Here is a 24,653-nt window from a genome sequence, read left to right as displayed (position 1 = left end):
TTCCTTCCTTGGCCGTCCGGCGCCGGATTCAGTGGCGCCGTTCGGGTAGTGCTCAACGGATGTGCTGGCTACAGCAGCGGCAGACTGCCGGTGCTGGGGTGTTCCTGGCCGGGCAAGGGGCGCGCAAACGGCACCTTCGTGCCCAGGACCTGGGCGACGACGTCGTGCGTGATCTGCTGGGCGGTCAGGCCCACGCGTTCGAGCACCTGGTTGCGGGTGCCGTGATCGAGGAACTCGACCGGCAGGCCGACCTCGTTGAGGGCGGTGTCCACGCCCGCGGCACGCATCTCCTGGCGGATCCGGGAGCCGACGCCGCCGGCCCGCACACCGTCCTCGATGCAAATGACCAGGCGGTGGCGTGCGGCGAGATCGATGATGGACCGCCGGACCGGGAGGACCCAGCGGGGATCCACCACAGTGGAGCTGATGCCCTGGGCACCGAGCCGGTTGGAGACGTCCAGGGCAAGTTCAGACATAGCGCCCACGCTGACGATCAGGACGTCGTTCTCGCTGGAGCCCGCGGGCCGGCGGGCCAGCACGTCCACGCCGTCGTCCAGGCGTTCGACCGCCTCGACCTCGGCGCCGACGCTGCCCTTGGAGTAGCGGATCACGCTGGGGGCGTCTTCGACGGCCACGGCCTCGCGCAGTTCCTCCCGCAGCCGGGTGGCGTCGCGCGGGGCCGCCAGGTGCAGCCCGGGGACGATCTGGACCATTGCCATGTCCCACATGCCGTGGTGGCTCGCACCGTCGGGTCCGGTGACGCCGGCCCGGTCCAGGACGATCGTGACGCCGGCTTTGTGCAGGGCCACATCCATCAGCAACTGGTCGAAGGCCCGGTTCAGGAACGTCGCGTAGACCGCGACCACCGGGTGCAGTCCCCCGAACGCCATGCCGGCAGCCGAGGTGAGGGCGTGCTGCTCGGCGATGCCGACGTCGAACACGCGCTCCGGGTGCCGGGCGGCGAACTTGTGCAGTCCAACCGGAATCAGCATGGCGCCGGTGATCCCGACGATGTCGTGGCGTTCGTCGGCGATGTCGGCGATCTCGTCGGCGAACACGGCGGTCCAGGACTTGGCGCCGCCGGCTTCGGTGGGTGCGCCAGTCTCCGGATCGATGATCCCGACGGCATGGAACTGGTCCGCTTCATGGGCGCGGGCCGGGGCGTAGCCGTGGCCCTTTTCGGTCATGGCGTGCACGATCACGGGGCCGGCGTAGTTCTTGGCGGTGGAGAGCGCGTTTTCCATGGCCTGGAGGTCGTGGCCGTCGACGGGACCGATGTACTTCATGCCGAGGTCCTCGAACATGCCCTGCGGGGCCCACCAGTCCTTGAGGCCCTTCTTCATGGCGTGCAGGCTCTTGTAGGTGAACTGGCCCGCGGGGCCGCCATTCTGCAGCCTGCGCTTCCACCACTCGAGCGTGCCTTCATAGGAGGGGGCGGCGCGGAGGGAATCGATCGTGGGGCGCAGGGACGCGAGGTAGTCGGCGAACCCGCCGACCGTTGCGGCGTAGGAGCGGCCGTTGTCGTTGACCACAATCACGACGCGGCGCTTCTTGTCCGCCGCGATGTTGTTGATGGCCTCCCAGGCCATGCCGCCGGTCAGGGCACCGTCGCCCACCACTGCGACGACGAAGCGGTCGCCGTCGCCGGTCAACTGCCGGGCGCGGGAGATGCCGTCGGCCCAGGACAGCGAGGAGGACGCGTGCGAGCTTTCGACGATGTCGTGCTCGGATTCGCCGCGGTCGGGGTAGCCGGACAGGCCGCCCTGCTGGCGTAGGGTGCTGAAATCCTGCCGTCCGGTGAGGAGCTTGTGCACGTAGGACTGGTGACCGGTGTCGAAGACGATGCTGTCGCGGGGGGAATCGAAGATCCGGTGCACCGCGATGGTGAGCTCGACGACGCCGAGGTTCGGGCCCAGGTGCCCTCCCGTCCGGGAGACGTTGCCGATCAGGAAATCCCTGACCTCGGCTGCCAGCTGATCCAGCTGCGCCCCGGACAACTTACTCAGGTCCTGCGGATTCCGGATGGTGTCCAAGATTCCCAACGGCCCCTCCTTCGGGTGGTAGACATGCCTTTTAACTCTAACGCCTCCGGGCGGGGCGCCGCGCCGGACGCCCGCGCCGGCGCCCGCCCCTGATTGCGTTCCTGATCGAGCCCCCTGATCCCGTTCCTGAATCGGGGAACGCAAAGGCCCCGGCCGGTCASTGACCGGCCGGGGCCTTTGCATGCGTTACCGGACCTGCCCGGCAGCTCCGCCTAGTGCGCGGAGATCTGGCGCAGGACGTACTGCAGGATCCCGCCGTTGCGGTAGTAGTCCGCCTCGCCCGGAGTATCGATGCGCAGCACGGCGTCGAAGGACGTGACGGAACCGTCTTCGGCTGTGGCCGTGACCTTGAGGGTCTTCGGCGTGGTGCCCTCGTTCAGGGCGGTTACGCCCTCAACTGCGAAGGTTTCCGTGCCGGTCAGGCCCAGGCTGGCAGCGTTCTGGCCGGCCGGGTACTGCAGCGGCAGGACACCCATGCCGATCAGGTTGGAGCGGTGGATGCGCTCGTAGCTCTCGGCCACGACGGCCTTGACGCCCAGGAGCGCCGTGCCCTTGGCGGCCCAGTCGCGGGACGAACCGGAGCCGTACTCCTTGCCTGCCAGGACCACCAGCGCGGTGCCGGCTGCCTGGTAGTTCTGCGCGGCGTCGTAGACGTAGGCCTGCGGGCCGTCGGCCTGGCTGAAGTCGCGGGTGAAGCCGCCCTCCACGCCGTCCAGGAGCTGGTTCTTGATGCGGATGTTCGCGAACGTGCCGCGGATCATGACCTCGTGGTTGCCACGGCGTGAGCCGTAGGAGTTGAAGTCCTTGCGCTCCACACCGTTGGCCAGCAGGTACTGGCCGGCGGGGGTGTCCGACTTGAAGGAACCGGCCGGGGAGATGTGGTCCGTGGTGACGGAGTCGCCGAGCTTGAGCAGCACGCGCGCACCGGTGATGTCCTGGACCGGCTCCGGCTGGGCCTTCATGCCCTCGAAGTACGGGGGCTTGCGGACGTACGTGGACTTCTCGTCCCAGGCGAAGGTGTCGCCGGCGGGGGTGTCGAGCGCCTTCCAGCGATCGTCGCCGTCAAAGACGCCTTCGTAGCCGCGGGCGAACATTTCCTTGTCGATCGAGGAATCGATGACCTGCTGGACCTCGACCGGGTTCGGCCAGATGTCCTTCAGGAAGACGTCGTTGCCGGCCTCGTCCTGGCCCAGGGCGTCGTTGTCGAAGTCGAAGTCCATGGAACCGGCCAGGGCGTAGGCGATGACCAGCGGCGGGGAGGCCAGGTAGTTCATCTTCACGTCCGGGTTGATCCGGCCTTCGAAGTTACGGTTGCCGGACAGCACGGCGGTGACGGAGAGGTCGTTGGCCTGGATCGCCTCGGAGATCTCGGCGTCGAGCGGACCGGAGTTGCCGATGCAGGTGGCGCAGCCGTAGCCCACGATGTAGAAGCCGAGCTTCTCCAGGTACGGGGTCAGGCCCGACTTGTTGTAGTAGTCGGTGACCACCTTGGAACCGGGAGCCACGGAGGTCTTGACCCACGGCTTGGACGTCAGGCCCTTGTCGACGGCGTTGCGGGCCAGCAGTGCGGCGGCCAGCATCACGGACGGGTTGGACGTGTTGGTGCAGGAGGTGATCGAGGCGATCGACACTGCGCCATGGTCGAGCTCGAACTCGCGTCCGTCCGCGGTCTTGACGCTGACCTTGTTGGACGGGCGGCCGTTCGACTTCGGGCCGTGTGCGTGCGGGGCCACGTCGCTCACGTGCGACGCGGACGCGGTGAACGAGGGCGAGTCCGAAGCCGGGAAGCTTTCGTCGATCGCTTCGTCCAGGCTTCCGTCGGCCAGGTCTTCCTTCACGTAGTTGCGCAGGTCCTCGCGGAACTGGGCCTTGGACTCGGTGAGGATGATGCGGTCCTGCGGGCGCTTCGGGCCGGAGATCGACGGAACAACCGTGGACAGGTCCAGCTCGAGGTACTCGGAGAACTTGATCTCGCGGGAGGGGTCGTGCCAGAGGCCCTGTTCCTTCGCGTACGACTCCACGAGGGCGACGTTCTCGTCGGACCGGCCGGTGAGGCGCAGGTAGTCGAGGGTGACGTCGTCGATCGGGAACATCGCGGCGGTGGAGCCGAACTCCGGGCTCATGTTGCCGATCGTTGCACGGTTGGCCAGCGGCACAGCCGCGACGCCTTCACCGTAGAACTCGACGAACTTGCCGACCACACCGTGCTGGCGCAGCTGCTCGGTGATGGTCAGGACGACGTCGGTGGCCGTGGCGCCGGCCGGGATGGAGCCGGTGAGCTTGAAGCCCACGACGCGCGGGATGAGCATGGAGACGGGCTGGCCAAGCATGGCGGCCTCGGCCTCGATGCCGCCAACGCCCCAGCCCAGCACGCCCAGGCCGTTGACCATGGTGGTGTGCGAGTCGGTACCGACGCAGGTGTCCGGGTAAGCGCGAACGACGCCGTCAATTTCGCGGGTCATGACCGTGCGGGCCAAGTACTCGATGTTGACCTGGTGCACAATGCCGGTTCCCGGCGGGACGACCTTGAAATCGTCAAATGCAGTCTGGCCCCAGCGCAGGAACTGGTAACGCTCACCGTTGCGCTGGTATTCGATCTCCATGTTGCGCTCCAGCGCGCCGGAGTTGCCGAAGGCGTCAATCTGGACCGAGTGGTCAATGACCATTTCGGCCGGCGCCAGCGGGTTGACCCGCTTCGGGTCTCCGCCGAGCTCCTTGACGGCCTCACGCATGGTGGCGAGGTCAACGACGCACGGCACGCCGGTGAAGTCCTGCATGATCACGCGCGCCGGCGTGAACTGGATCTCGGTGTCGGGCTCGGCGCTGGGATCCCAGCCTGCCAGCGCACGGACGTGGTCGGCCGTGATGTTGGCACCGTCCTCGGTCCTCAACAGGTTTTCAAGCAATACCTTGAGGCTGAACGGAAGGTTTTCTGCACCTTCGACGGAGTTCAACCGGAAAATTTCGTATTCGGTTCCGGCTACATTAAGTTTGCCTTTTGAACCGAAGCTGTCCACAATGCTCATCGCAGGACTCCTCTCGCAACAGTTTCATCTTTGCCGCGCCGCTGGACCCTTGCTAGTTARGTCGACCTAACTAATACAGGCATCAGTACATCAAGGTACGCAATGCAGGTAAGAAACGCAGGGAACGGCCGTTAAAACGCCAGTAGTGATGGAGCGCGACGACGGACTACTACGCCCATCCTAGTGGCATCACGGTTGGGGAGTCAGTAACGCCACAGTCTCCATGTGGTGGGTGTGCGGGTACAGGTCGAAGGCACGCAGCCCGGCCATGCCCCAGCCGCCCTGCCGGAAGTAGCCGAGGTCGCGGGCGAACGACGCCGGATCGCAGGAGACGTAGGCGACGGCCCGGGGACCGGCGTCGATCAGCTGCTTGACTACCGCCTTGCCGGCACCGGCACGCGGCGGGTCCAGGATCAGGGCGTCGAAGTTGCGGGGTTTCTGCCGCAGCACCCGCTCCACGCGGCCCTGGACGATCTCCACCTGGGCGGCGTCGTGCAAGTTCTTGCGGGCATCACGGCTTGTTCCGGGCGCTCCCTCGACCGAGAGCACGGATCCGGTCACGCCCACGGCATCGGCCAGCGGTGCCGTGAACAGCCCGGCCCCGGCGTACAGGTCCGCCACCACCGAGCCAGGCGCCAGGAAGCCGCCGTCGTGCAGGAAGCCGGTAACGGCGCCGACGAGCGTCTCCGGGGCATCCCGGTGGATCTGCCAGAAGCCGTCGCCGGTAACCCGGTAGTCGTGACCCGCGGCAGACTCCTGGACATAGGTGCGGCCGCGCAACTGGAGCACCTCGCCGGTGGCCGGGTCCAGGCTGGCCACCGAGACGTCGTCGGGCAGTTGCGCCAGGATCCCGCCGAGCCGCTTTGAGCGGGTGCCCGGAGCAGGCACCAGCAGCACCAGCGGCCGGGAGCCGTTGGCCGGGGCGGCGACCTCGACGCGGTCGATGCCCTGCAGGTCGATTTCCCAGAGCCGGAGCGCGTTGATGCCGGCCACGGCCAGCGGCATGTCACGCACGGGCAGGATGGCATCGGAGCGGTGGGCGTGCATGCCGAGCTTGCCGGCCGGCGTCACGGCGAAGCCGGCGCGCGTGCGCCAGCCCAGGCCGGACGCGGCTGACTCCCCTGCGCCGTCGGTGCCTGCGCCCTCAGACCTGCCGGCGCTCGTGCCGTCCCCGGCGGCCGTGCCGACGGCTTCGACGTCAGGGCGAAGTTCGACGCCGGCCAGCCGCTGGAGCTGTTCGGCCAGGACATCGGCCTTGAGGCTGCGCTGGCGCGCCAGCGAAATGTGGCCGAGTTCGGCGCCGCCGACGGGCGGGTGCCGGTGCGACCAGGAGCGCGCGGAATCGGCGAGGTCCCAGAAATGCGGCACCCGGTCCGGGGAGGGCTCCAGGACCTCCACCACATCGGCGCGCCAGAATTTCGCGGCCGGGCCTTCGTCGGTGAGTCGGACGCGGACCTTCTCGCCGGGAATGCCGTGGCGGACGAAGATGACGCGTCCCTCATGCCGGGCCACGCAGTGCCCGCCGTGGGCGACGGGTCCGACGTCGACGACGAGATCGGTGTGGGTGTGCGTCCGGGTGTCGGGGGTCATTGGATATCCTGCAGGTTCTTGGCTTCTTCGGACGATTTCAGCTGCCACGGCACACTGGCCACCATGACGCCGGGCTCGAAGTGCAGCCGGGTCTTGATGCGCAGCGCGGTCTGGTTGTGGACCAGCTGCTCCCACCATTTGCCCACGACGTACTCCGGGATGTAGACCACGATCAGGTCGCGGGGCGAATCCCTGCGCATGCTCTTGATGTACTCCATTATCGGGGTCACCGTTTCACGGAACGGGCTGGCGAGGACGGTCAGCGGCACCGGGATTTCGAGCTTCTCCCACTCCGCAACTGTCGCCTCGGTCTCCTCCGGACTGATGTCCACCGTGATCGCATCCAGCCGCGACGGGCGTGAGGCCCGGGCGTAGGCGAGGGCGCGCAGAACCGGTTTGCGCACGTGCGAGACGAGCAGCACGGCGTGCACACGCGTGGGCAGGGCGCGCGGCGAGGAGTCCTCGTCCACGGCGAGTTCCTTGGCCACGTTGTCATAGTGCGCCCGGATGCTCCACATGATCAGGAAGAGCACGAACATGGCCAGCAGTGCGATCCAGGCGCCCTGCGAGAACTTGGTGATGAGGACGATCACCAGCACCAGGGCGGTCATGCAAAAGCCCACCGTATTGATGGTCCGGGACTTGATGATGCGCCGTCGCACGGCGGGGTCCTTGGACAGTTTCAGCTCCCGGCCCCAGTGCCGGATCATGCCCAGCTGGCTCATCGTGAAGGAGATGAAGACGCCCACGATGTAGAGCTGGATGAGCTTTGTGACATCGGCGTTGAAGGCGAGGATCAGAACGATGGCGCCTGCCGCCAGTGCGAGGACGCCGTTGCTGAAGGCCAGCCGGTCGCCACGGGTGCGCAGCTGGCGCGGCAGGTAGCCGTCCTGGGCCAGGATCGAGCCGAGCACCGGAAAACCGTTGAACGCCGTGTTGGAGGCGAACACGAGGATGACGCCGGTGGCAGCCACCACGATGTAGAACGGGATGGAGCCCTCGCCGAAAACGGTCTGCGCGATCTGGCTGATGGCCGGGTTCTGGATGTAGCCCTCCTCCAACGGTTGGCCGTTCACGAGGAATTCCGTCGCCGGGTCCTGCACGATGTGCACCTTGGTGGCGTTGGCCAGGTAGATGATGCCCGCGAGCATGGCCGAGGCAATCACGCCGAGCAGCAGCAGCGTGGTGGCCGCGTTCTTGCTCTTGGGTTTCTGGAAGTTGGGCACGCCGTTGCTGATGGCCTCGACGCCGGTCAGGGCCGCCGCGCCGGAGGAGAAGGCCCGCAGCAGCAGGAACGCGCCGGCCAGCCCGACGAGCCCTTCGTCGAAGCCCGGCTCCGGCACGATCTCGAACGCCGCCGAGGGCGCCTGCCCCAGCTGGCCGGTCGAGGCCTGGAAGATGCCGACGGCGGTCATGCCCAGGATGGAGGCCATGAAGATGTAGGTCGGGACGGCGAAGACGCTGCCGGCCTCCTTGATGCCGCGCAGGTTCACGAGGGCCAGGATGACGACGCCGATCGTGGCAATCGCCGCCTGCTGTCCGTGCAGCGAGGGCACGGCGGTGGTCAGGTACGTCGCGGCCGAGGACATCGACACGGCCACGGTCAGCACATAGTCGACCAGCAGCGCCGAGGCCACGGTCAGGCCGGCAAACTTGCCGAGGTTGACGTTGGCGATCTCGTAGTCGCCGCCGCCGGAGGGGTAGGCGTGGACGTTCTGGCGGTAGGAGGCCACGACGGTCAGGAGCACCACCATGACGGCGAGGCCCACCCACGGCGCGACGGCAACGGCGCTCACGCCGGCCAGGGCCAGGGTCAGGAGGATTTCATCAGGCGCATAGGCCACGGAGGACAGCGCGTCCGAGGCGAAAATGGGCAGCGCGATCCGCTTCGGCAAGAGCGTGTGGGCCAGACGGTCGTTCCGGAAGGGCTTGCCTACCAGCACCCGCTTCACGGCATTGAAAATTGTCAGCACCACACAAAACTAGTCTGATTCGGACGCGATGTCATGACGGCGAAGTCGGCGTGCGCAAGGACGCCGCCCGGCGCCCCGTGGCCGTGGCCTTCCTGCACCGCGTGGCCGGTAGAGTTTTACGCAGTATCAGACGCAGAACCAAGAGGAGGCCCATGTGGCGCACTTCGTGATCATGGGTTGTGGCCGTGTCGGGGCAACCCTGGCACACACGCTCGAGGACGCCGGGCATTCGGTGGCCATCATCGACCAGGATGACCGTGCCTTCCGGCGGCTCCGCACAGGATTTTCCGGACGGAAGGTCACGGGGGTCGGGTTTGACCGCGAGACGATGAAGCGGGCCGGCGTCGAGGAAGCCTATGCCTTCGCGGCCGTGTCCAGCGGTGACAACTCCAACATTCTCGCCACCCGGGTGGCGCGGGAGACTTTCCATGTTCCCCATGTGGTGGCCAGGATCTATGACCCGGGCCGGGCCGAAATCTACCAGCGCCTCGGCATTCCCACGGTCGCCGCGGTCCGCTGGAGCGCCGACCAGGTGCTGCGCCGGATCCTGCCCGAACAGCACATTGCCGGCGACTTCCGGGAGCCCTCGGGCCGGCTGGTCCTCGCCGAGGTTGACCTCAACCCCGACTGGATCGGGCACCCGATCTCGTCGATCGAGAAGGCGGCCGGTATCCGGATCGCGTATCTGACCCGGTTCGGCGAGGGCATGCTGCCCGCTGCCGCCACGTCCTATCAGGACGGCGACACTGTCCACGCCATGCTGAACGTGGACCGGAGCTCCGAGATCGGCCACATTCTCGCCAAATCCCCCGCCAAGGAGTCTTAAGTGAAAGTCGTCATCGTCGGTGCCGGAAGCGTCGGTTCCTCGATCGCCCGCGAGCTGTTGGCCCACAAGCACGAAATCCTGCTGATCGACGAGAAGCCGGAGGTCATCGGCCGGAGCGGGCTGCGCGGCGCCCACTGGCTGGTGGGTGATGCCTGCGAGCTGAGCACGCTGCAGGACGCCAAACTCGAGGACGCCGACGTCGTGGTCTCCGCCACCGGTGACGACAAGGTCAACCTGGTGGTCTCGCTGCTGGCCAAGACGGAATTCGGCGTCGGGCGTACCGTCGGCCGGGTCAACAACCCCAAGAACGACTGGATGTTCGACGATTCGTGGGGCGTCGACGTCGCGGTCAACACCCCGCAGCTCATGACCGCCCTGGTGGAGGAGGCGGTGGAGATCGGTGACCTGGTCCGGCTGCTGACGCTGCAGACCGGGGTGTCTTCACTGGTGGAGTTCACGGTCCCGCACGACTCGCACGTGATCGGGCTGACCGTGGGCGATGTCCAGTGGCCCGAGGACTCCACGCTCGTCGCGATCCTGCGGGACCAGGCGCCCATCACACCGAGCCGCGACGACGTGATCGACGGCGGCGACGAACTGTTCTTTGTCACCACGATCGCGGCCGAGGACGACCTCCGCGCCCTGCTGGCCCCCGAATCCCCGCTCGAAGATCAGCACCCGGTGACCTCGGACCAGCATGGCCACGGCACCCAGCCGGCCGGGGACGACGGCTTCGACGGCTGACCCGTTTTGAACTAAAGATGCGCTATCAGTAATGGCCGTTCCCAAGGCTTGGGAACGGCCATTATTGATAGCGCATCAGGTCAGTTGACCTCTTTGGCCGCGGCGGGCACCGGGGCCGGCCGGGTGATCAGCCAGGCAATCCAGATGCCGAGGATGTACAGCGGGGCGCCCATGAGGAGCCTGGTGGTGGCGAGGGCGGCGAGGCCCTGCTCCCCCATGAAGTACAGCGGAACCTGCACTACGAGCCGCAGGACCAGCACGGCAACTATCACCCAGGTGCCAATGCTGTACGCCCTGACCCGTTTCGGGTCCTTGCGCCATTCCAGGCCCTCGTTGCGGATGAAGCCGAAGAGCAAGCCGGCGATCGGCCAGCGCACGAACACGGAAATGGACATGGCCAGGATGTAGCCGAGGTTGGTGAAGAACCCCAGGACGTAGAAGTTCTCCGCCTTGCCGGTCGAGGTGGCCAGCCAGGCGGAGAGACCGACGCCGATGAAGCCCGCCAGCGCCTGCGTCAGCGGTTTGCGCTGGAGAAGCCGTGCGACGGTGAAGGCGGCGGCCACCGCCAGGGAGGCCGTGACGGCCATGGCCGGGTTTTCCCGGTCGATGGTGAAGGCAATCAGGAAGACCAGGCCCGGCAGGATGCTCTCGGCGATGCCCTGGATGCCGCCGGCGCTTTTAAGCACGTCGATGTTGCCGTTGCTCGACCGGTGCAGGCCGGCCTTGGCCGCATAGTCCCCGGCAAGCTGGGCGACGGTGGGCTGCGAAGTCACGGGCTGGGTGGCGGTGGGCTGGGAAGCTGCGGGTGCGGAAATGTCCGGGCTGCCGTCCACTGTTTCCCCCGGCTCCTGCTGGCCGGTGTCCGTGTCTTCCCGCTGGGGGGCCCGCTCGGGGTGTTCGGGCAGGGTCATTGCTCCTCCTGGCGGGAGAGTATTTCGTAGCGGGGATTGAAGATCGTGGGCAGCCCGTCGCGCATGGTGACCATGCCCTCGAGCCGGAGCTCTGTTCCGGCGTCGACACCGGGGATCCGGCGCCGGCCCAGCCATACGACGCGCAGCCGCTCCTTGGGTCCGGCCGGCCGCTGGCGCTGGGCGCCGGGGCGCACCCGGTGTGTGGATACCCCGTTGGCCGGCAGGCTGCTGGTCGCTCCGGCACCGGGGCCGGCTTTGGCACCCAGACCCGGGAAGCGGGTGACGGGCGCGGGCGTGTCGTGATCGATCAGGATCGCAATGAAGGATGCCACCTGGTTGGCGGGCACGTACGTGACGGACTCGATGAAGCCGTGGCACAGCACCCGCCCGCGGTCCGGCAAGTCCCGGACGGACATGGTGGCGGTGGCTTTCCTGCCGGCGGCATCAGCCAATCTGGGTTATCTCCGGTCCGCGTTCGGGCTGTTCGAAGTCGGGGGCCGGCTGCGGCGACGGTGCAGCCGCGGTGTCCTTGGGCAGGCGCAGCTGCAGCAAATCACGCGGCGGCATGGGGTTCTCGCCGCGAACCACGACGATCTTCCGGAATAGCCCTTCCAGCCCGGCCGCGGCGTCGCGGTCGAGTGCCGCCTCGCCGCCGAAGACTCCGCGCAGGAACCAGCGCGGCCCATCGACGCCGATGAAGCGCGCCACGCGGTACCCCTGGCTGCCGTCCGCACCGCCTGCGGGAAGCTTCGCCACGAGCTCGGTGCCGAAGCTGCCCTCGACCTCCTCGACCTGGCCGCCCTGGCTGCCGACCGACTGGCCGATCTGCTCACGGATTTCATCCCACAGGCCCTCGGAGCGGGGGGCGGCGAAGGCCTGCAGCTGAAGGCTCGAGCCCTCCAGATCCATGGTGACGGCGACGACGCGCTGGCTCGCCTCTTCAACTTCCAGGCGGAGCTGGAGGCCCTCGCGGGGTGCGATCAGCAGCGCACCGAGGTCCACGTACCCGTCCTGGTCGTCGATTTCAGAGACGTCGAGGGGGCCCGTCGCGGCCCGGCCGGCGGTTTCGGCAACGTTCCCGGCCGGCGTCGCGGCGGCGTCAATAGCAGCTTCCGTGGCCTCGCCCGGCTCTGTCGGCTGCTCCTGTTTGGCTTTCCTGCCGCGCCCAAAAACCATGGGGTGTCTCCTTCAGTTGTGATCCTGTGCCGCCGCCCGGCGCCGTCCTGGCACCTGCCCGCGCGGCCGCCCGCTACCCTGCGGCCGGCTCCTTATTCCCTGCATCGCTGATCATGTCTCAGCGCCTGTGTTGCCGTCATGCCTATTGCTTCAGTACCTATATGTCTCAGTGTCTATGTGCCGCAGTGCCTGCGGGACTGCAGTACCGCAGGCACTGCAGAACCCGATTGGCTCCCGTGGCCTTGCCGTGACCTGCGCTCAGGCCGGTCCGCCGAAACCGCCGGTGGAGCCGAAGCCTCCCCCGCCGCGGACCGAGCCGTCGAGTTCCTCGACCGGAAGGAACCTGGCGTACTCCACGCGCTGAATGACCATCTGTGCAATTCTATCGCCGCGGCGGAGCTCAATCGCCTCGTCCCGGTCAGTATTGAGCAGTGTCACCGCGATTTCCCCGCGGTAGCCGGCGTCCACCGTGCCGGGAGCGTTCACCACGGTGAGTCCGTGCTTCGTGGCGAGGCCGGACCGGGGGTGGATCAGCGCAACGAAACCGTCCGGGAGCGCAATCGAGACGCCTGTCGGGACGAGCCGTCGTTCCCCCGGTGCGAGGACGACGTCCTCGCGGGCGCGAAGGTCGGCGCCGGCGTCGCCCGGGTGCGCGTACGACGGCGGCTCGAGCCCGTCGTCGAGCATTTTCAGCTGTACCGTCAAGGTGGGCGTTCCGTAGGCTGCGTCGCTGGCCATCGATGCGGCACTGGCGACGGCGGTGTTTTCTTCAGTCACAGTCCCTCACTCTAACGCCCGCAAGGAACATCGTCCTAGCCGCCGCCGGCCTGCCCGCGCACGCCGCCCGCGGAGTTGATGCCGGTTTTGCGCCGGGTTGAGGCCGAGATGAAATAGCCCGGGAAAGATGAAAAGCTGTGCTTATGCCCGAATCCAGCGCAGCCGCGCCTGCCCCGAAGAACGCCCCGAGCGACTCCACTGTCCTTTACGCCGAGAAGCTTTGGCCAAACCTCTGGATCTGGCTGGTGTCGGCGTTGTTCTCCAGCGCAGGGATCCTCATGCTGGCGCCCATCAGCATCTGGGCCGGCATTACCGCCGCGATCGTGCTGTTCGTCGTCATCTCCGTGCTGCTGGTGCTGTCCACGCCATCAATCACCGTCACCAGGACCACTCTGACGGTGGGCAAGGCCACGATTGAACGCGGGTTCCTGGGCAAGGCCACGGCGTTCCGGGGCAAGGAAGCGACGGCGGAACGGGGCACGCGGCTCAACGGGCTGGCGTTCCTGTGTATCCGCGGCTGGGTGGATCCGGTGGTCCGGATCCAGATCGAGGACGCCTCGGACCGCACCCCGTACTGGCTCACTTCCACCCGCCACCCCGAGCAACTGATCGCCGCGCTCAACGCCTAATTCCTCACCGCCTCCTCCACGGTTCCTCACCGCGCCCGCGTCCTCAACGCGAGGTCCGGGATCCGGGATCCTGACCAAGGCTGCCGCGTGCCTAGCCCTCGCAATCCTTGCAGTACTTGAGGCCGTCCTTTTCGCGGGCAATCTGCGAACGGTGGCGGACGAGGAAGCAGGAGGCACACGTGAATTCGTCCGCCTGGGCGGGCAGGACGCGAACCAGCAGTTCCTCCCCGGACAAGTCAGCGCCGGGAAGTTCGTAGCCTTCGGCAAGGTCGGACTCATCTTCATCCACCACGGCGGAAGGCTTCTCCGTACGCCGCGCCTTCAGAGCCTCAATCGAATCCTCACTGAGGTCTTCTTCGGTCTTACGCGGCGCATCGTAATCAGTCGCCATTATTTGTTGCTCACACTCCGCATTTCGTTCGATTGATTCGCCGTTCCAGGCTGGCCCGCCGGGATGGTAACCCTGGGCTCCGGGAGCGGTTCACCGATGTAACGCCGGACATGCGGTTTTTGTGCCCGGTGTCGGGTCATTTTTGCTTAAGCGCCTCCCGAATGCCAGAGCCCGCCGGTCTGCACCCCACGATCTTTCCCGCGGACCGGCCAAAACCGGCGTAAAGTCGCGGAAAATCACGGCGCGCCTGCCGTCCTAACCCGAAATGCATCCCGCTGGTGGCAGAGTTTCGATTGTTAGTAATGCCAGGGTGGAGGATTTGTATGCAGGATCTACGGCTTGTAGGTGTCCACGACGACGGAGAGCATCTCCTGTTGAGTGGCACCGGCGGCGAGATGTTCCAGCTGCCGATCGATGAAGCACTACGGGTGGCAGCCAGCCGGATGTCGGCGAAGACCGCGTCCAGCGCGGCCGCACCTCCTATTGCCATGTCTCCGCGCGACATCCAAACCAGGATTCGCAACGGAGCCACCGCCGCCGAAGTGGCGGAACTGTCCGGAATTCCGCTGGAGAAAGTCCAGCGCTATGAGGGCCCGGTCCTGGCCGAACGCGAATACATCGCCCAGCAGGCCCGCAAGGTGGAGGTGGCCTCCCCCGCCCCGGGCCACGACGCCTACCGGTCTGTGTTCGGTGAAAGCCCGGCGTCGCTCAGCGACATGGTCGAGCACCGCCTCAGGGCCTACGGCGTCGAACCCTCAACACTGGAGTGGGATTCCTGGCGCCGTCCCGACGGCAGCTGGAACGTGGTGGCCCGCTTCGAACCCAAGCCCGGCGGGCCGGCCGGAATCGGCGAGGAACCGCCGGCCCTGTGGACCTTTCATCCCGCCCGGAAGACCCTGCAAAACGCCAACCGCTGGGCCCAGCAGCTGAGCGAACTGGAGCCGCTCGAAGGCCCCGTTCCGACGCGGCGCCTCACGGCCGTCTCCGACCGGCCCTTCGACTTTGAAACCGATGCCGAGGCCGCGGCCCGCACAGCGACCGGCCAGCACAGCATTATTCACCAGATGCTGCTTCAGCAGGACAGGATCCACCAGGAACAGGACGCCGACGGGCTGCTGGACATGCTGCGTTCCCGCCGCGGCCATCGGATCGGGGTAGACGAGGACGCGGACGACGCCCTTGCCACGCTCCTGACCAACGGTGTCCCCGCGGCCCACCCCCGGCCGGCAGAGGCGCCCGAGGCGCCCGAGGGCCCGCAAGCGACGGAACCGGATTCCATCCCCGAATTCGCTGCGGACAACGCTCCCGTCTCTGCCGAAACCGACCCGGCCGCAATCAACCCAGGGCTGCCGGAGGTTCCGGCAGTGGAGGCGGCCACCCCGGCGGAAACCGACCCCTTCACCCGACGGCGCGATGGCCGGCCGTCGATGCTCTCGCGGCTGACCCTCGCACCGCGCCTCCAGGAGGAGGACGATGCCCTGAAACTGCACGACGGCGTCAGCACCGAGACCCGGGAAGTCACCATCGCGGCCTCGCAACTGCGCCCGGCCAGTAAGAGCGGCCCGACGGCAAGCCCGGGCCTGGATGAATTGATCGGCGGCGGAACGTCCCGGCGTCAGCACCGCGAGTCCCACGCCGCTCCCCGTACCGACGGCGGCACCGAGCAGCCGGAGCGCCAGCCGGCCAAGCCGAAGCGGTCCAGCGTTCCGAGCTGGGACGAAATCGTCTTCGGAACCCGCAACGACCAATAGAAGTCCCAGGCCCGGATTTCAGGCATGGACTTCATACCCGGGCGTCAGCCGCGGGGCGCCTTCTTACCGTCGGCCTGGAAGTAGAGCAGCGGGACTTCCCGCTCGGCTTTCGTCAGGGAACCGTGCTGGCCCACGACCTCCAGGGCTGTGGGCCGGACCCGGCGTGTGTCGTAGAGCGCCAGCGCGTCCCGGGCCGCGATCATGACGTCGCCGATCCGCCGGGCGGCTTCGGCCCGCACGTCACCGAACAGCCCGCCCGCGATCGCCTCCTCACGGGTGAAGGCCCAGATTCTGTCGCCGAAGCGGGATCGCCAGTTTGCCAGCAGGCGGGCGCGGGCGGCGTCGTCCGTTCCATCCTCGAGGTAGAGGTGGACCATCCGCGGCTCTCCAGCGGTGTGCCGCACGCCGGCGAGCAGTGCCGGCTCCGCGGAGTAGTCGATCCGCTGCGACTCGGGCACATCCACCATGCCGTGGTCCGCCGTCAGCAGCACGGTGGTGGCGGCCGGCAGGGTGGCGTTGAGCCGCCGCACCGTGGCATCGAGTTCTTCGAGCTGGTGCTCCCACTGGGGTGACTGGCAGCCGTGGCGGTGCCCGGCCTTGTCGAGCTCATTGACATAGAAGTACATCAGCGAGGGTCCCGCGCCGGCCATGGCCTCGGCGGCCGCTTCGGTCCGGGCGTGCGACGTGGTTCCGGTGATGAAGCGGCCCCCGCGGAGCGCGGCCTCGGTCATGGCCGAGGTGCTGAACTGCGGCAGGCTGACGGTCGTGACATCGACGTGCTCCGCAGCCCGTTCGAAAACGGTGCGGAACGGCTGCCACGTCCGCGGATCCACGCCGGCGTCCCAGTTGCCCAGCATGTTCACTACCCGGTCCTGATCCGGATCCAGGACGTCATAGCCCACCATGCCGTGCCGGCCCGCCGACAGTCCGGTGCCAAAGCTGGCGAGGGATGCCGCGGTGGTGGACGGGAACGCTGAGTCCAGCGTCACGGGCACCTGGCCCTGGCCGGCCTGCATGACCGCGCGCAGGAACGGGGTGTGGGCGATCTTCTGCTTCAACAGGTTCCGGCCCAGCCCGTCCGCCAGCACCACACACACGCGTTTGGCGGGCGGAAGATTCAGTTTGTTCTCGAATCCCGGGACGCCCAGGCTGGCCGCGGCGCTGGTGAGTACCTCGGCGATGGAACGGTGTCCGAATGCCGGGGCAGGCGGGAGCGCAGACGGACCGACGCCGGCGGCCAGCGGGGCGGGCGGGGCGACACCGGCGGCGGCCGGGGAGGCACTTAGAACCGGAACTGGCAGCTGATCTTCGGCGGGCTCAGGCTGACGGAAATGGGCCATGTCAGCGCTGGTGGCCGCGGCTGAGGCGGTTTCCGAACACGCCCATCCGCGGCCGGGGCGGCAGCCCGGGCCCGTTGTGCGGGACCGGCGCCGCGGAGCCGGTGTTCACTGCACGCAGGGCGCGGGCGAAGAGCTTGGCGTCCTGCACTGCCTGCAGGCCGTCCGCTTCGGCGCTGATGCGCAGGACGATGTCTTCCTGCGCAATGGTGCCGCTGTAGCCGTGATCGGCCTCGCACTGCGGGTCCCCGCAGCTGGCCGGACCCATGTCGAGGCGCTGGCCACCGGACCACGCGATGGACAGCGTCAGCTCCCGGACCGGGTCGGAGGGCTTGTAGTCCTGCGGCTGGGCGTAGACGTAGCTCAGGACCACCGAGCGGATCTGGGTGACGGGGACGGACTCGGTGGACACTTGGGCGACGGTCTGCTCCCCGGCCTCGTCGAGCTGCTGGTCATCGACATGGGTGATGACCAGCATGTCTTCGGTCAACACCAGGACGGTGATGTGGCGGCGGACTTCGGCGCGATCGAAGTGGGTCTCGAGGTGCACGAGGTGGGCCACGCAGTCGCGGCCGTCCAGTGCATCGGCGACGACGTCGGCCACGAGCCGGGGGTAGAAACCGGCCTGCTGGAGGGCACCTTCCAGGCTCTGGCCCTGCGCACTGTGGTCATGGAGGCCGTGGTGGTGCGCGGTCTGGCGTGCGGGGGCGGTCGCCAGGGGCTTGGGTGCTGGAGGCTGGGAGCTCATAGTCTCCATTTTCACAGATCGGCTGGGGACTTGCTAACTGCCCGGCCCCGGACGCGGGCCACAGCCCGGCAGCAGCGGGGCCTAACTGCGCATTGCCCGGCGCGCACTGTCTGTCCGCTGGGCGGCGTTTGCGATCCGGACGTCGGCGGCAAGGATCGAGGCGCCGTCGGGCCCGGCGAGGACGGGATTGAAGTGCACCAGCGCGATCTCGGGATGGTTGTCCTTCAGCCTGGTGAGGCGGGCGGCGAGGTCTTCGAGTGCGGTGACGTCGACGGCGGGCAGGCCCTGATACCCGAAGAGTTTCCGCGACGCCCGGGGCGCCCGCATGAAGTCGTGGACATCGGAACCGGAGAGCGGCGGCACGCGGTGGGCCCAGTCATCGAGCAGGTTCACGGCGTCGCCGGCCAGGCCGAAGGAGATCACAGGCCCCAGCAGCGGGTCCTCGATGGCACGGAACGTGCAGGCCTGCCCCACGGGAACCATGGTCTGCACTTCGAGTGACGGGGAGCCGTACCGCTCGAGCGACTTGCGCATCTGCAGCACGTTGCGCCGCAGCGAATCGGCGTCCTGGATGTCCAGCCGCACGCCGCCGAGGTCCAGCCGGTGCCGCAGCGCCGGGTCCGTGGTCTTCAGTGCGACGGGCCAGCCGAGTTGCCCGGCCGCTGTCACGGCCTCTTCCGCCGTCTCGAACCCGACGGACGGGACCAGCCGGATGCCGTAGTGGCCCAGCAGCCGCGCGGCCGTGTCCTGGTCCAGCCGGACGAGCTGCTCGCCGCCCACATTGTGCAGCAGCCGCTCCAGGTCTGCCCGGGCAGCCTCCGGGTGGCAGCCTTCGGGTTCCACGAACAGGCCTTGATCCCGGTCCAGCCACTGCGCGTAACGCACGACGGCGGCCAAGGCCGCCACCGCCGCACCCGGGTTGGAGTAGCACGGAACCGGCGGGGCGGCCGCGGGCTGGTTTGGCTGCTCCGGTTCCGCGCCGACCATGCCCTCCACGTAGATGGAGGGATCAAGGATTCCGCTAAAGGCGGCGACCACCGGTTTGCCGGCCGCCGCGGAGCACTCGGCCAGCACGCCGGCGATCTTTTCGACGGTGAGACCGCGCGCAGGAAGCAGCGCGACCACCGCGGCGTGCACCGTGTCCGCTGTCAAGGTTTCCTGCAGGCTCCGCCGCAGGGCCGGCAACGCCCGGGACATGCCCGCGTCGAGKTCAACGTCGGCAACGATCCGTTCCACGCCGAGTCCCTGGCGGGCGGCACTGTCCGCGACCACCTTGCCAAGGGCGCGCGAGTTGCTGAAGACGGCGATTCCGGGACCCGCGGGCAGCGGCTGGCTTGAGACGATCTGGGCGACGTCCATGAGCTCTTCGATGGTCTCCACCCGGATTACGCCGGCCTGCCGCATCATGGCGTCCAGCGCTTCCGAGGGAGCCTGGGTGGTGCGAACGGCGTGCCCGGGCGGCAGGTTCAGGCCCATGGCGTCGGACTTGGCCACAATCACGGGCTTGGTGCGGGCCAGGCGGCGGGCCAGGCGGGAGAACTTGCGCGGGTTGCCGATCGATTCCAGGTAGAGGCCCACCGCCGTGGTGTCGGCGTCGTCCTCCCAGTACTGCATCATGTCGTTACCGGAGACGTCGGCGCGGTTGCCGGCGGAGAGGAAGGTCGAGATGCCTACCCGGCGCCGGCTGGAGGCCGCGTAGAGGGAGACGCCGATCGCGGCCGACTGGCTGAACAGCCCCAGGCCGCCGCGGCGGGCCAGTGCCGGTGCCATCGAGGCGTTGAGGGACACGGCCGGGTTGGTGTTGACGATGCCAAGCGACGCCGGGCCGATCACGCGCATGCCGTTTTCCCGGGCCTGCCGCACCAGTTCGCGCTGGCGTGCCAGGCCGCGTTCGCCGTCGTCCGCGTACCCCGCGGTGGCCACCACGATGCCCTTGACCCCGGCGGCGGCGCATTCCTGGACCACCTTGGGAACCTCGTCGTACGGGACCGCGATGATGGCGAGGGTGACCGGGCCGGGGACCTCGGAGAGCCGGGCGAAGGAGAGCATGCCGGCGAGTTCCAGGGCCTCCGGGTTGATCGCATAGACCGTGCCGCCGAACCCGCCTTCGATAACGTGCTCGAGGAGCTGGTAGCCCACCGTGCCCCATTTGCGGCTGGCTCCGATCACGGCCACGGAGGCCGGGGCGAGCAGTTCCTGGATGCTGCGGGCCTCGGCGCGGTGCTCGCGGGATTCCATCACGGCCCGGGACTTGTCGGTGGGGTCGATGTTGAATTCGAGGCTGACCACGCCGTCGTCGAAGTGCCGTTTGACGTCGTAGCCGGCGTCGGAGAAGACCATGAGCATCTTGCGGTTCTCCGGGAGCACTTCGGCGCTGAACTTGCGGATCCCGTTCTCGCGGGCGGCGGCGGCGAGGTGTTCGAGCAGGATCGAACCGATGCCGCGGCCCTGGTGGGCGTCGGCGATGTTGAAGGCGACCTCGGCGTCCGCCGGGTCATCGAGCCGGTCGTAACGGCCGATGCCCATGATTTCGCCGCCGATCGTGATGACCAGGGCCACCCGGTCCCTGTAGTCCACTTCGGTGAACCGCTTGAGTTCCTTGCTGGAAAGCTTGGACTTGAAGGCGAAGAAGCGCATGTAGATGGACTTCTGGGACTGGCCCACGTGAAAGGCTTGGACTGCATCTGCATCGGAGGGGTGGATGGGGCGCACATGCGCTGTGCCGCCGTCGCGCAGGACAACATCGGCTTCCCAATATTCCGGATATACGCCGTCCGCCGGCTGATCCACCATAGGCTTAGCCTAGTCATAAACTTACGCAGTACCCGTTCAGCACCCCTCAGAAGGATCCACCAGCCTTATGGCACGCCGCCAAACCACGCCCCCGGAACCCAGCCAGGATTTCATCGAGAACATCGTCGATATCGATGTCACGTCCGAGATGGAAGGCTCATTCCTCGAATATGCCTATTCGGTGATCTACTCGCGGGCCCTCCCCGACGCCCGCGATGGACTGAAGCCCGTGCAGCGGCGCATTCTCTACATGATGTCCGACATGGGGCTGCGCCCTGACCGCGGTCACGTCAAGAGCGCCCGCGTGGTGGGCGAGGTCATGGGCAAGCTGCACCCGCACGGCGACGCCGCGATCTACGACGCCATGGTCCGCATGGCCCAGGACTTCTCCCTGCGGCTGCCGCTGATCGACGGACACGGGAACTTCGGCTCGCTCGACGACGGCCCCGCCGCACCCCGCTACACCGAGGCCCGGCTGGCCGCCGCGGCCCTGACCCTCACGGACCACCTCGACGAGGACGTCGTCGACTTCGTTCCAAACTACGACAACCAGCTGACCCAGCCGGACGTGCTGCCGGCCGCGTTCCCCAACCTCCTGGTCAACGGCGCCACGGGCATCGCCGTCGGCATGGCCACCAATATGGCCCCGCACAACCTTGTGGAGGTCATTGCCGCCGCCCGGCATCTGATCGACAACCCGGACGCCACGCTTGAGGACATCATGAGGTTCGTCCCGGGCCCGGATCTGCCCACCGGCGGCCGGATCGTGGGCCTGGACGGCATCCGCGACGCCTACGCCACGGGCCGCGGTTCCTTCAAGACCCGGGCAAAGGTGGACATCGAGCAGCTCTCTGCCCGCCGCACCGGTCTGGTGGTCACGGAACTGCCGTACATGGTGGGCCCGGAGAAGGTGATCGAGAAAATCAAGGACGCCGTCAACGGCAAGAAGCTCACCGGCATCAGCGACGTCGTGGACCTCACGGACCGCAAGCATGGCCTCCGGCTGGTCATTGAGCTCAAGAACGGCTTCAATCCCACCGCCGTGCTCCAGCAGCTCTACCGCTACACCCCGATGGAAGACTCCTTCGGCATCAACAACGTCACGCTGGTCGACGGCCAGCCGCAGACCCTCGGGCTGCTCCAGCTGCTCTCGGTCTATGTAGACCACCGGATCAATGTGGTCCGGCGCCGCACGGCCTTCCGGCTGGGCAAGAAGAAGGACCGCCTGCACCTGGTCGAGGGCCTCCTGGTCGCGATCGTGGACATTGACGAGGTCATCCAGATCATCCGGTCCTCCGACGAGGTCGCCGCGGCCCGGACCCGGCTGATGTCCATTTACGATCTCTCCGAGATCCAGGCGAACTACATCCTGGAACTGCGGCTGCGGCAGCTGACCAAATATTCGCGGGTCGAGCTGGAGAAGGAGCAGGAGGAGCTCCGCCGGGAGATCGCGGAGCTTGAGGCGATCCTGGGCTCCCCCGTGCTGCTCCGTGCCCTGGTGTCGGACGAACTCGGCGAAATCGCGGAGAAGTACGGCACACCGCGCCGGACCGTGCTGCTGGAATCCGAGGCCGTCTCCCCCACTGTGGCAGCCGCAGTGGGCGCAGCCACCGGGGCCAAGGGCAAGGCCGCACCGCTGGCCCTTGAGATCGCGGACGATCCTTGCTGGGCCATCCTCACCGTGTCCGGGCAGATCGCCCGCACCGCCAACCAGGACAGCCTGGCCGAGGCCGGCCCGCGGACCCGGCATGACGTATTCTCCTCCGTAGTCAAAACCACTGCCCGCGGCGAGATAGCGGCCGTGACCTCGCAGGGCCGCATGTTGCGCCTGCAGGTCATGGACATGCCCGTGCTGCCGCCAACCTCGGGCACACCGAACATGGCCGGCGGGGTGGCGGCCAAGGATTTCATCACGCTCCTCAAGGGCGAGTCGCTGGTGGCCTTCGCGCCGCTGGACCAGGTCCTTGCGATCGGAACCGCCCAGGGCGTGGTCAAGCGGGTGCAGCCGGACTATCCGTTGAACCGCGAAGACTGGGAAGCCATCGCGCTCAAGGACAAGGACACCGTGGTGGGCGTTGCGCCCGCCGGGTCCGACGACGACGACCTTGTCTTCATCACCCGCCAGGCCCAGCTGCTGCGCTTCAGTGCCTCCGCCGTCCGCCCGCAGGGCCGGACTGCGGGCGGCATGGCCGGGATCAAGCTGGCCGCCGAAGACCGGGTGATGTTCTTCGGGACCGCCAGCTCCGCTGACGCCGCCGCCGTCGTCGTGACCATCGCGGGGACGGAGGGCGCCCTACCGGGAACAGCCCCCGGCGCCGCGAAGGTCACCGCCCTGGCCGAGTACCCCATCAAGGGCCGGGCGACTGCCGGGGTGCGGGCGCACCGCTTCCTCAAGGGCGAGGACACGCTGCTCCTCGGCTGGGCCGGCCACGGTCCGGCCAAGGCTTCCTCCCTGGCCGGCGTGGCGCGCTCACTCCCCGGCGAGCATGGCCGCCGCGACGGCTCCGGAATTCCGTTGTCCCAGGCGATCGACGCGATTGGACCCAGCATGGCGTGGTCAGAGGAACCGGAAGCCGGCAACGACACGTAGAACCGCGGACGTACGAAGCACGGCCGGCGGCGTATTCGCGCTCCGGCCGGGCTTCGTGATCGGCCCTTGTCTCCGGCGACCTCAGTCCGGGAAAGGTCTTGCCCGTATCCAGTGGGCTGGCGCTAGGGCATGTGAACGAGGGTCAGGATGTTGCCCTCCGTGTCCAGGAACCACGCGGCCGAGCTTCCGTCCGGAGTGGTGGCGATGCCGCCCTCGGTTTTTAGGCCCGGGAAATCGTATTCCTCGAAAACGACTCCGTTGGCGCGGAGTTCGGCAACGGCGCCCGGCAGGTCATCGACCATCCAGCCGATCTGCGTGTTTTTGGCCGTTCCGGCATTGGGCGTCTGGTACAGGAGGAACGCGGAACCTCCGCCGCATTTGTACTGCAGGTTGTCCTCGGCGTCCGCGTTTTCGGGTTCGAGCCCGAGCTTATCGCGGTAGAAATTCCGTGCACGGGTGATGTCTGCTGCCGGTAGCACTGCGCCGACTTGCTTGTCCTTGAGCATGGCTATTCTCTTTCCAGGCCCGCCCCCCGGAAGGAATAATACTCCTCCATGTGCCCCACGTACCTGAGAAACTGCAACGCTGATTTTCGGGGCCGGCGGCGGCATGGCCGGCACTTTGTTCCGCACTGCCATGCTCACTTTTATTCCGGCGCGTTTATGCCGAGCGCGGTGGTTGCGACATAGCTGCCGTCGTGGAGCCGCCGTGTAGCTGCGACGGGGCGGTCGCCCCCGCCCTGGCCACGAGACGCACTGTCATGCGGCGCCTTGTCGCGCGGTGGCCACGGGATCTGCGGGCTGGAAATAGCGGTTGCGTCGGGGCGTCTGGGCGGGGTCGAGGTGGGGTGGCGGGATGAACCAGGGTGTGCCGGCCCGCATTTGGATGGTCCAGTGTTCCTTGTGGATCAGGTGGTGGTGATGGCTGCAGAGCAGGGTTCCGTTCTCGGTCCCGGTGGTCCCGCCGCGGGACCAGTAGGTGATGTGGTGCGCCTCGCACCACGGCGCCGGAATCGTGCAGCCAGGGAAGGCGCAGCCCCGGTCCCGGGCGGTGAGGGCCTTGCGGATGTGGGGCGGAAAGACACGTGAGGCCCGTCCGACATCCAAAACCTGCCCCTCGCCGCCGAGGACCACCGGGATGATGTCGGCGTCGCACGCGATCTTGCGGACGGTGTCGGCGGTTACGGGACCGGTGAACAGCATCGTCCCGGTTCCTGTCCCGGGCTCTCCGGTGGTTGCTGTGGCGCCGGTGGTCTCGTGAAGCCGGGTGAGCAGGTCTCGGTAGTCGATGGTGGCCATGACCTGCGGCCGGAGTCCGCCGGCGGCGGGCAGCCCTCCGGTTGCCAGCGC

General features: G+C 67.6%; 19 protein-coding genes. 5 read left to right on the top strand and 14 right to left on the bottom strand.

Annotated elements, in window-relative coordinates; translation table 11 throughout:
- Positions 1–68 precede the first annotated feature (68 nt).
- The 4 genes from dxs to AC1DZQ_RS16180 all read right to left on the bottom strand — a co-directional run bounded on the left by dxs (position 69) and on the right by AC1DZQ_RS16180 (position 8,631).
- Positions 69–2,042, bottom strand: coding sequence for a 1-deoxy-D-xylulose-5-phosphate synthase (dxs, locus tag AC1DZQ_RS16195; protein ID WP_476964462.1), 1,974 nt, complete (start codon positions 2,040–2,042; stop codon positions 69–71).
- 212 nt (positions 2,043–2,254) lie between these two features.
- A complete protein-coding gene (locus tag AC1DZQ_RS16190) occupies positions 2,255–5,068 on the bottom strand; it encodes an aconitate hydratase (RefSeq protein WP_476964461.1) in 2,814 nt (937 codons plus the stop codon).
- A gap of 189 nt (positions 5,069–5,257) precedes the next feature.
- Complete coding sequence (locus AC1DZQ_RS16185) at positions 5,258–6,658, bottom strand: class I SAM-dependent RNA methyltransferase (RefSeq protein WP_476964460.1); 1,401 nt, start codon at positions 6,656–6,658, stop codon at positions 5,258–5,260.
- The gene (locus tag AC1DZQ_RS16180) at positions 6,655–8,631 is read right to left on the bottom strand and encodes an APC family permease (RefSeq protein ID WP_476964459.1); all 1,977 of its coding nucleotides are present in this window, start codon (positions 8,629–8,631) and stop codon (positions 6,655–6,657) included. Before AC1DZQ_RS16180 ends, AC1DZQ_RS16185 begins: the two co-directional genes overlap by 4 nt.
- A gap of 154 nt (positions 8,632–8,785) precedes the next feature.
- Between AC1DZQ_RS16180 and AC1DZQ_RS16175 the strand changes: the two genes are divergently transcribed.
- Both AC1DZQ_RS16175 and AC1DZQ_RS16170 read left to right on the top strand, forming a co-directional pair.
- Positions 8,786–9,457 (top strand): potassium channel family protein, encoded by a 672-nt coding sequence (locus AC1DZQ_RS16175; protein WP_079553719.1) that lies wholly within the window; start codon positions 8,786–8,788, stop codon positions 9,455–9,457.
- Complete coding sequence (locus AC1DZQ_RS16170; protein WP_476964458.1) at positions 9,458–10,201, top strand: potassium channel family protein; 744 nt, start codon at positions 9,458–9,460, stop codon at positions 10,199–10,201.
- A gap of 80 nt (positions 10,202–10,281) precedes the next feature.
- Here AC1DZQ_RS16170 and AC1DZQ_RS16165 read toward each other — a convergent pair whose 3' ends face one another.
- The 4 genes from AC1DZQ_RS16165 to dut all read right to left on the bottom strand — a co-directional run bounded on the left by AC1DZQ_RS16165 (position 10,282) and on the right by dut (position 13,065).
- Complete coding sequence (locus AC1DZQ_RS16165) at positions 10,282–11,112, bottom strand: DUF3159 domain-containing protein (RefSeq protein WP_476964457.1); 831 nt, start codon at positions 11,110–11,112, stop codon at positions 10,282–10,284.
- Positions 11,109–11,564: a hypothetical protein gene (locus AC1DZQ_RS16160; RefSeq protein WP_476964456.1), complete on the bottom strand. Its 456-nt coding sequence runs from the start codon at positions 11,562–11,564 to the stop codon at positions 11,109–11,111. Before AC1DZQ_RS16160 ends, AC1DZQ_RS16165 begins: the two co-directional genes overlap by 4 nt.
- The gene (locus AC1DZQ_RS16155; RefSeq protein WP_476964455.1) at positions 11,557–12,288 is read right to left on the bottom strand and encodes a DUF3710 domain-containing protein; all 732 of its coding nucleotides are present in this window, start codon (positions 12,286–12,288) and stop codon (positions 11,557–11,559) included. The genes AC1DZQ_RS16160 and AC1DZQ_RS16155 overlap by 8 nt, the downstream gene beginning before the upstream one ends.
- Before the next feature lie 258 nt (positions 12,289–12,546).
- Positions 12,547–13,065, bottom strand: a complete 519-nt coding sequence (gene dut / locus AC1DZQ_RS16150; RefSeq protein WP_476964454.1) for a dUTP diphosphatase — start codon at positions 13,063–13,065, stop codon at positions 12,547–12,549.
- 143 nt (positions 13,066–13,208) lie between these two features.
- Here dut and AC1DZQ_RS16145 point away from each other — a divergent pair, with 143 nt between their 5' ends.
- On the top strand, positions 13,209–13,694 hold the full coding sequence (locus tag AC1DZQ_RS16145) for a DUF3093 domain-containing protein (protein ID WP_476964453.1): 486 nt from the start codon (positions 13,209–13,211) through the stop codon (positions 13,692–13,694).
- A 91-nt stretch (positions 13,695–13,785) separates the two neighbouring features.
- Here AC1DZQ_RS16145 and AC1DZQ_RS16140 read toward each other — a convergent pair whose 3' ends face one another.
- Positions 13,786–14,085, bottom strand: coding sequence for a DUF4193 domain-containing protein (locus tag AC1DZQ_RS16140; protein ID WP_018772415.1), 300 nt, complete (start codon positions 14,083–14,085; stop codon positions 13,786–13,788).
- Positions 14,086–14,408: 323 nt separating this feature from the next.
- On the opposite strand from AC1DZQ_RS16140, the gene sepH reads away from it, so the two are divergent.
- Entirely contained in the window at positions 14,409–15,836 is a 1,428-nt protein-coding gene (gene sepH, locus AC1DZQ_RS16135; RefSeq protein WP_476964452.1) for a septation protein SepH, read from the top strand.
- A 44-nt stretch (positions 15,837–15,880) separates the two neighbouring features.
- Here sepH and AC1DZQ_RS16130 read toward each other — a convergent pair whose 3' ends face one another.
- From AC1DZQ_RS16130 to AC1DZQ_RS16120, 3 genes are all read right to left on the bottom strand, one after another.
- Entirely contained in the window at positions 15,881–17,176 is a 1,296-nt protein-coding gene (locus AC1DZQ_RS16130; RefSeq protein WP_476964451.1) for an alkaline phosphatase family protein, read from the bottom strand.
- A 1-nt stretch (position 17,177) separates the two neighbouring features.
- The gene (locus AC1DZQ_RS16125; RefSeq protein ID WP_476964450.1) at positions 17,178–17,921 is read right to left on the bottom strand and encodes a DUF5998 family protein; all 744 of its coding nucleotides are present in this window, start codon (positions 17,919–17,921) and stop codon (positions 17,178–17,180) included.
- Positions 17,922–18,002: 81 nt separating this feature from the next.
- A complete protein-coding gene (locus tag AC1DZQ_RS16120; protein ID WP_476964449.1) occupies positions 18,003–20,714 on the bottom strand; it encodes a bifunctional acetate--CoA ligase family protein/GNAT family N-acetyltransferase in 2,712 nt (903 codons plus the stop codon).
- 67 nt (positions 20,715–20,781) lie between these two features.
- Here AC1DZQ_RS16120 and AC1DZQ_RS16115 point away from each other — a divergent pair, with 67 nt between their 5' ends.
- Complete coding sequence (locus AC1DZQ_RS16115; RefSeq protein ID WP_476964448.1) at positions 20,782–23,304, top strand: DNA gyrase/topoisomerase IV subunit A; 2,523 nt, start codon at positions 20,782–20,784, stop codon at positions 23,302–23,304.
- A 122-nt stretch (positions 23,305–23,426) separates the two neighbouring features.
- On the opposite strand, the gene AC1DZQ_RS16110 is transcribed toward AC1DZQ_RS16115, so the two are convergent.
- Together AC1DZQ_RS16110 and AC1DZQ_RS16105 are read right to left on the bottom strand one after the other, a co-directional pair.
- The gene (locus AC1DZQ_RS16110; protein WP_476964447.1) at positions 23,427–23,810 is read right to left on the bottom strand and encodes a VOC family protein; all 384 of its coding nucleotides are present in this window, start codon (positions 23,808–23,810) and stop codon (positions 23,427–23,429) included.
- Positions 23,811–24,062: 252 nt separating this feature from the next.
- Positions 24,063–24,653: HNH endonuclease (locus AC1DZQ_RS16105; protein ID WP_476964446.1), on the bottom strand; the 591-nt coding region annotated here is incomplete at its 5' end.

It is taken from the genome of Arthrobacter sp. P1_C12_2 (genome assembly GCF_056406415.1).
The sequence above is the reverse complement of the archived record's forward strand: the minus strand, read 5'-3'. Positions and strand labels throughout refer to the sequence as shown.

Excerpts from the sequence above, each read along its gene's own strand:
- AC1DZQ_RS16190 (WP_476964461.1), bottom strand. The coding sequence starts at position 5,068 with ATGAGCATTGTGGACAGCTTCGGTTCAAAAGGCAAACTTAATGTAGCC.
- AC1DZQ_RS16185 (WP_476964460.1), bottom strand. The coding sequence starts at position 6,658 with ATGACCCCCGACACCCGGACGCACACCCACACCGATCTCGTCGTCGAC.
- AC1DZQ_RS16165 (WP_476964457.1), bottom strand. The coding sequence starts at position 11,112 with ATGACCCTGCCCGAACACCCCGAGCGGGCCCCCCAGCGGGAAGACACG.
- AC1DZQ_RS16155 (WP_476964455.1), bottom strand. The coding sequence starts at position 12,288 with ATGGTTTTTGGGCGCGGCAGGAAAGCCAAACAGGAGCAGCCGACAGAG.
- AC1DZQ_RS16145 (WP_476964453.1), top strand. The coding sequence starts at position 13,209 with ATGCCCGAATCCAGCGCAGCCGCGCCTGCCCCGAAGAACGCCCCGAGC.
- AC1DZQ_RS16140 (WP_018772415.1), bottom strand. The coding sequence starts at position 14,085 with ATGGCGACTGATTACGATGCGCCGCGTAAGACCGAAGAAGACCTCAGT.
- sepH (WP_476964452.1), top strand. The coding sequence starts at position 14,409 with ATGCAGGATCTACGGCTTGTAGGTGTCCACGACGACGGAGAGCATCTC.
- AC1DZQ_RS16130 (WP_476964451.1), bottom strand. The coding sequence starts at position 17,176 with ATGGCCCATTTCCGTCAGCCTGAGCCCGCCGAAGATCAGCTGCCAGTT.
- AC1DZQ_RS16125 (WP_476964450.1), bottom strand. The coding sequence starts at position 17,921 with ATGAGCTCCCAGCCTCCAGCACCCAAGCCCCTGGCGACCGCCCCCGCA.
- AC1DZQ_RS16115 (WP_476964448.1), top strand. The coding sequence starts at position 20,782 with ATGGCACGCCGCCAAACCACGCCCCCGGAACCCAGCCAGGATTTCATC.
- AC1DZQ_RS16110 (WP_476964447.1), bottom strand. The coding sequence starts at position 23,810 with ATGCTCAAGGACAAGCAAGTCGGCGCAGTGCTACCGGCAGCAGACATC.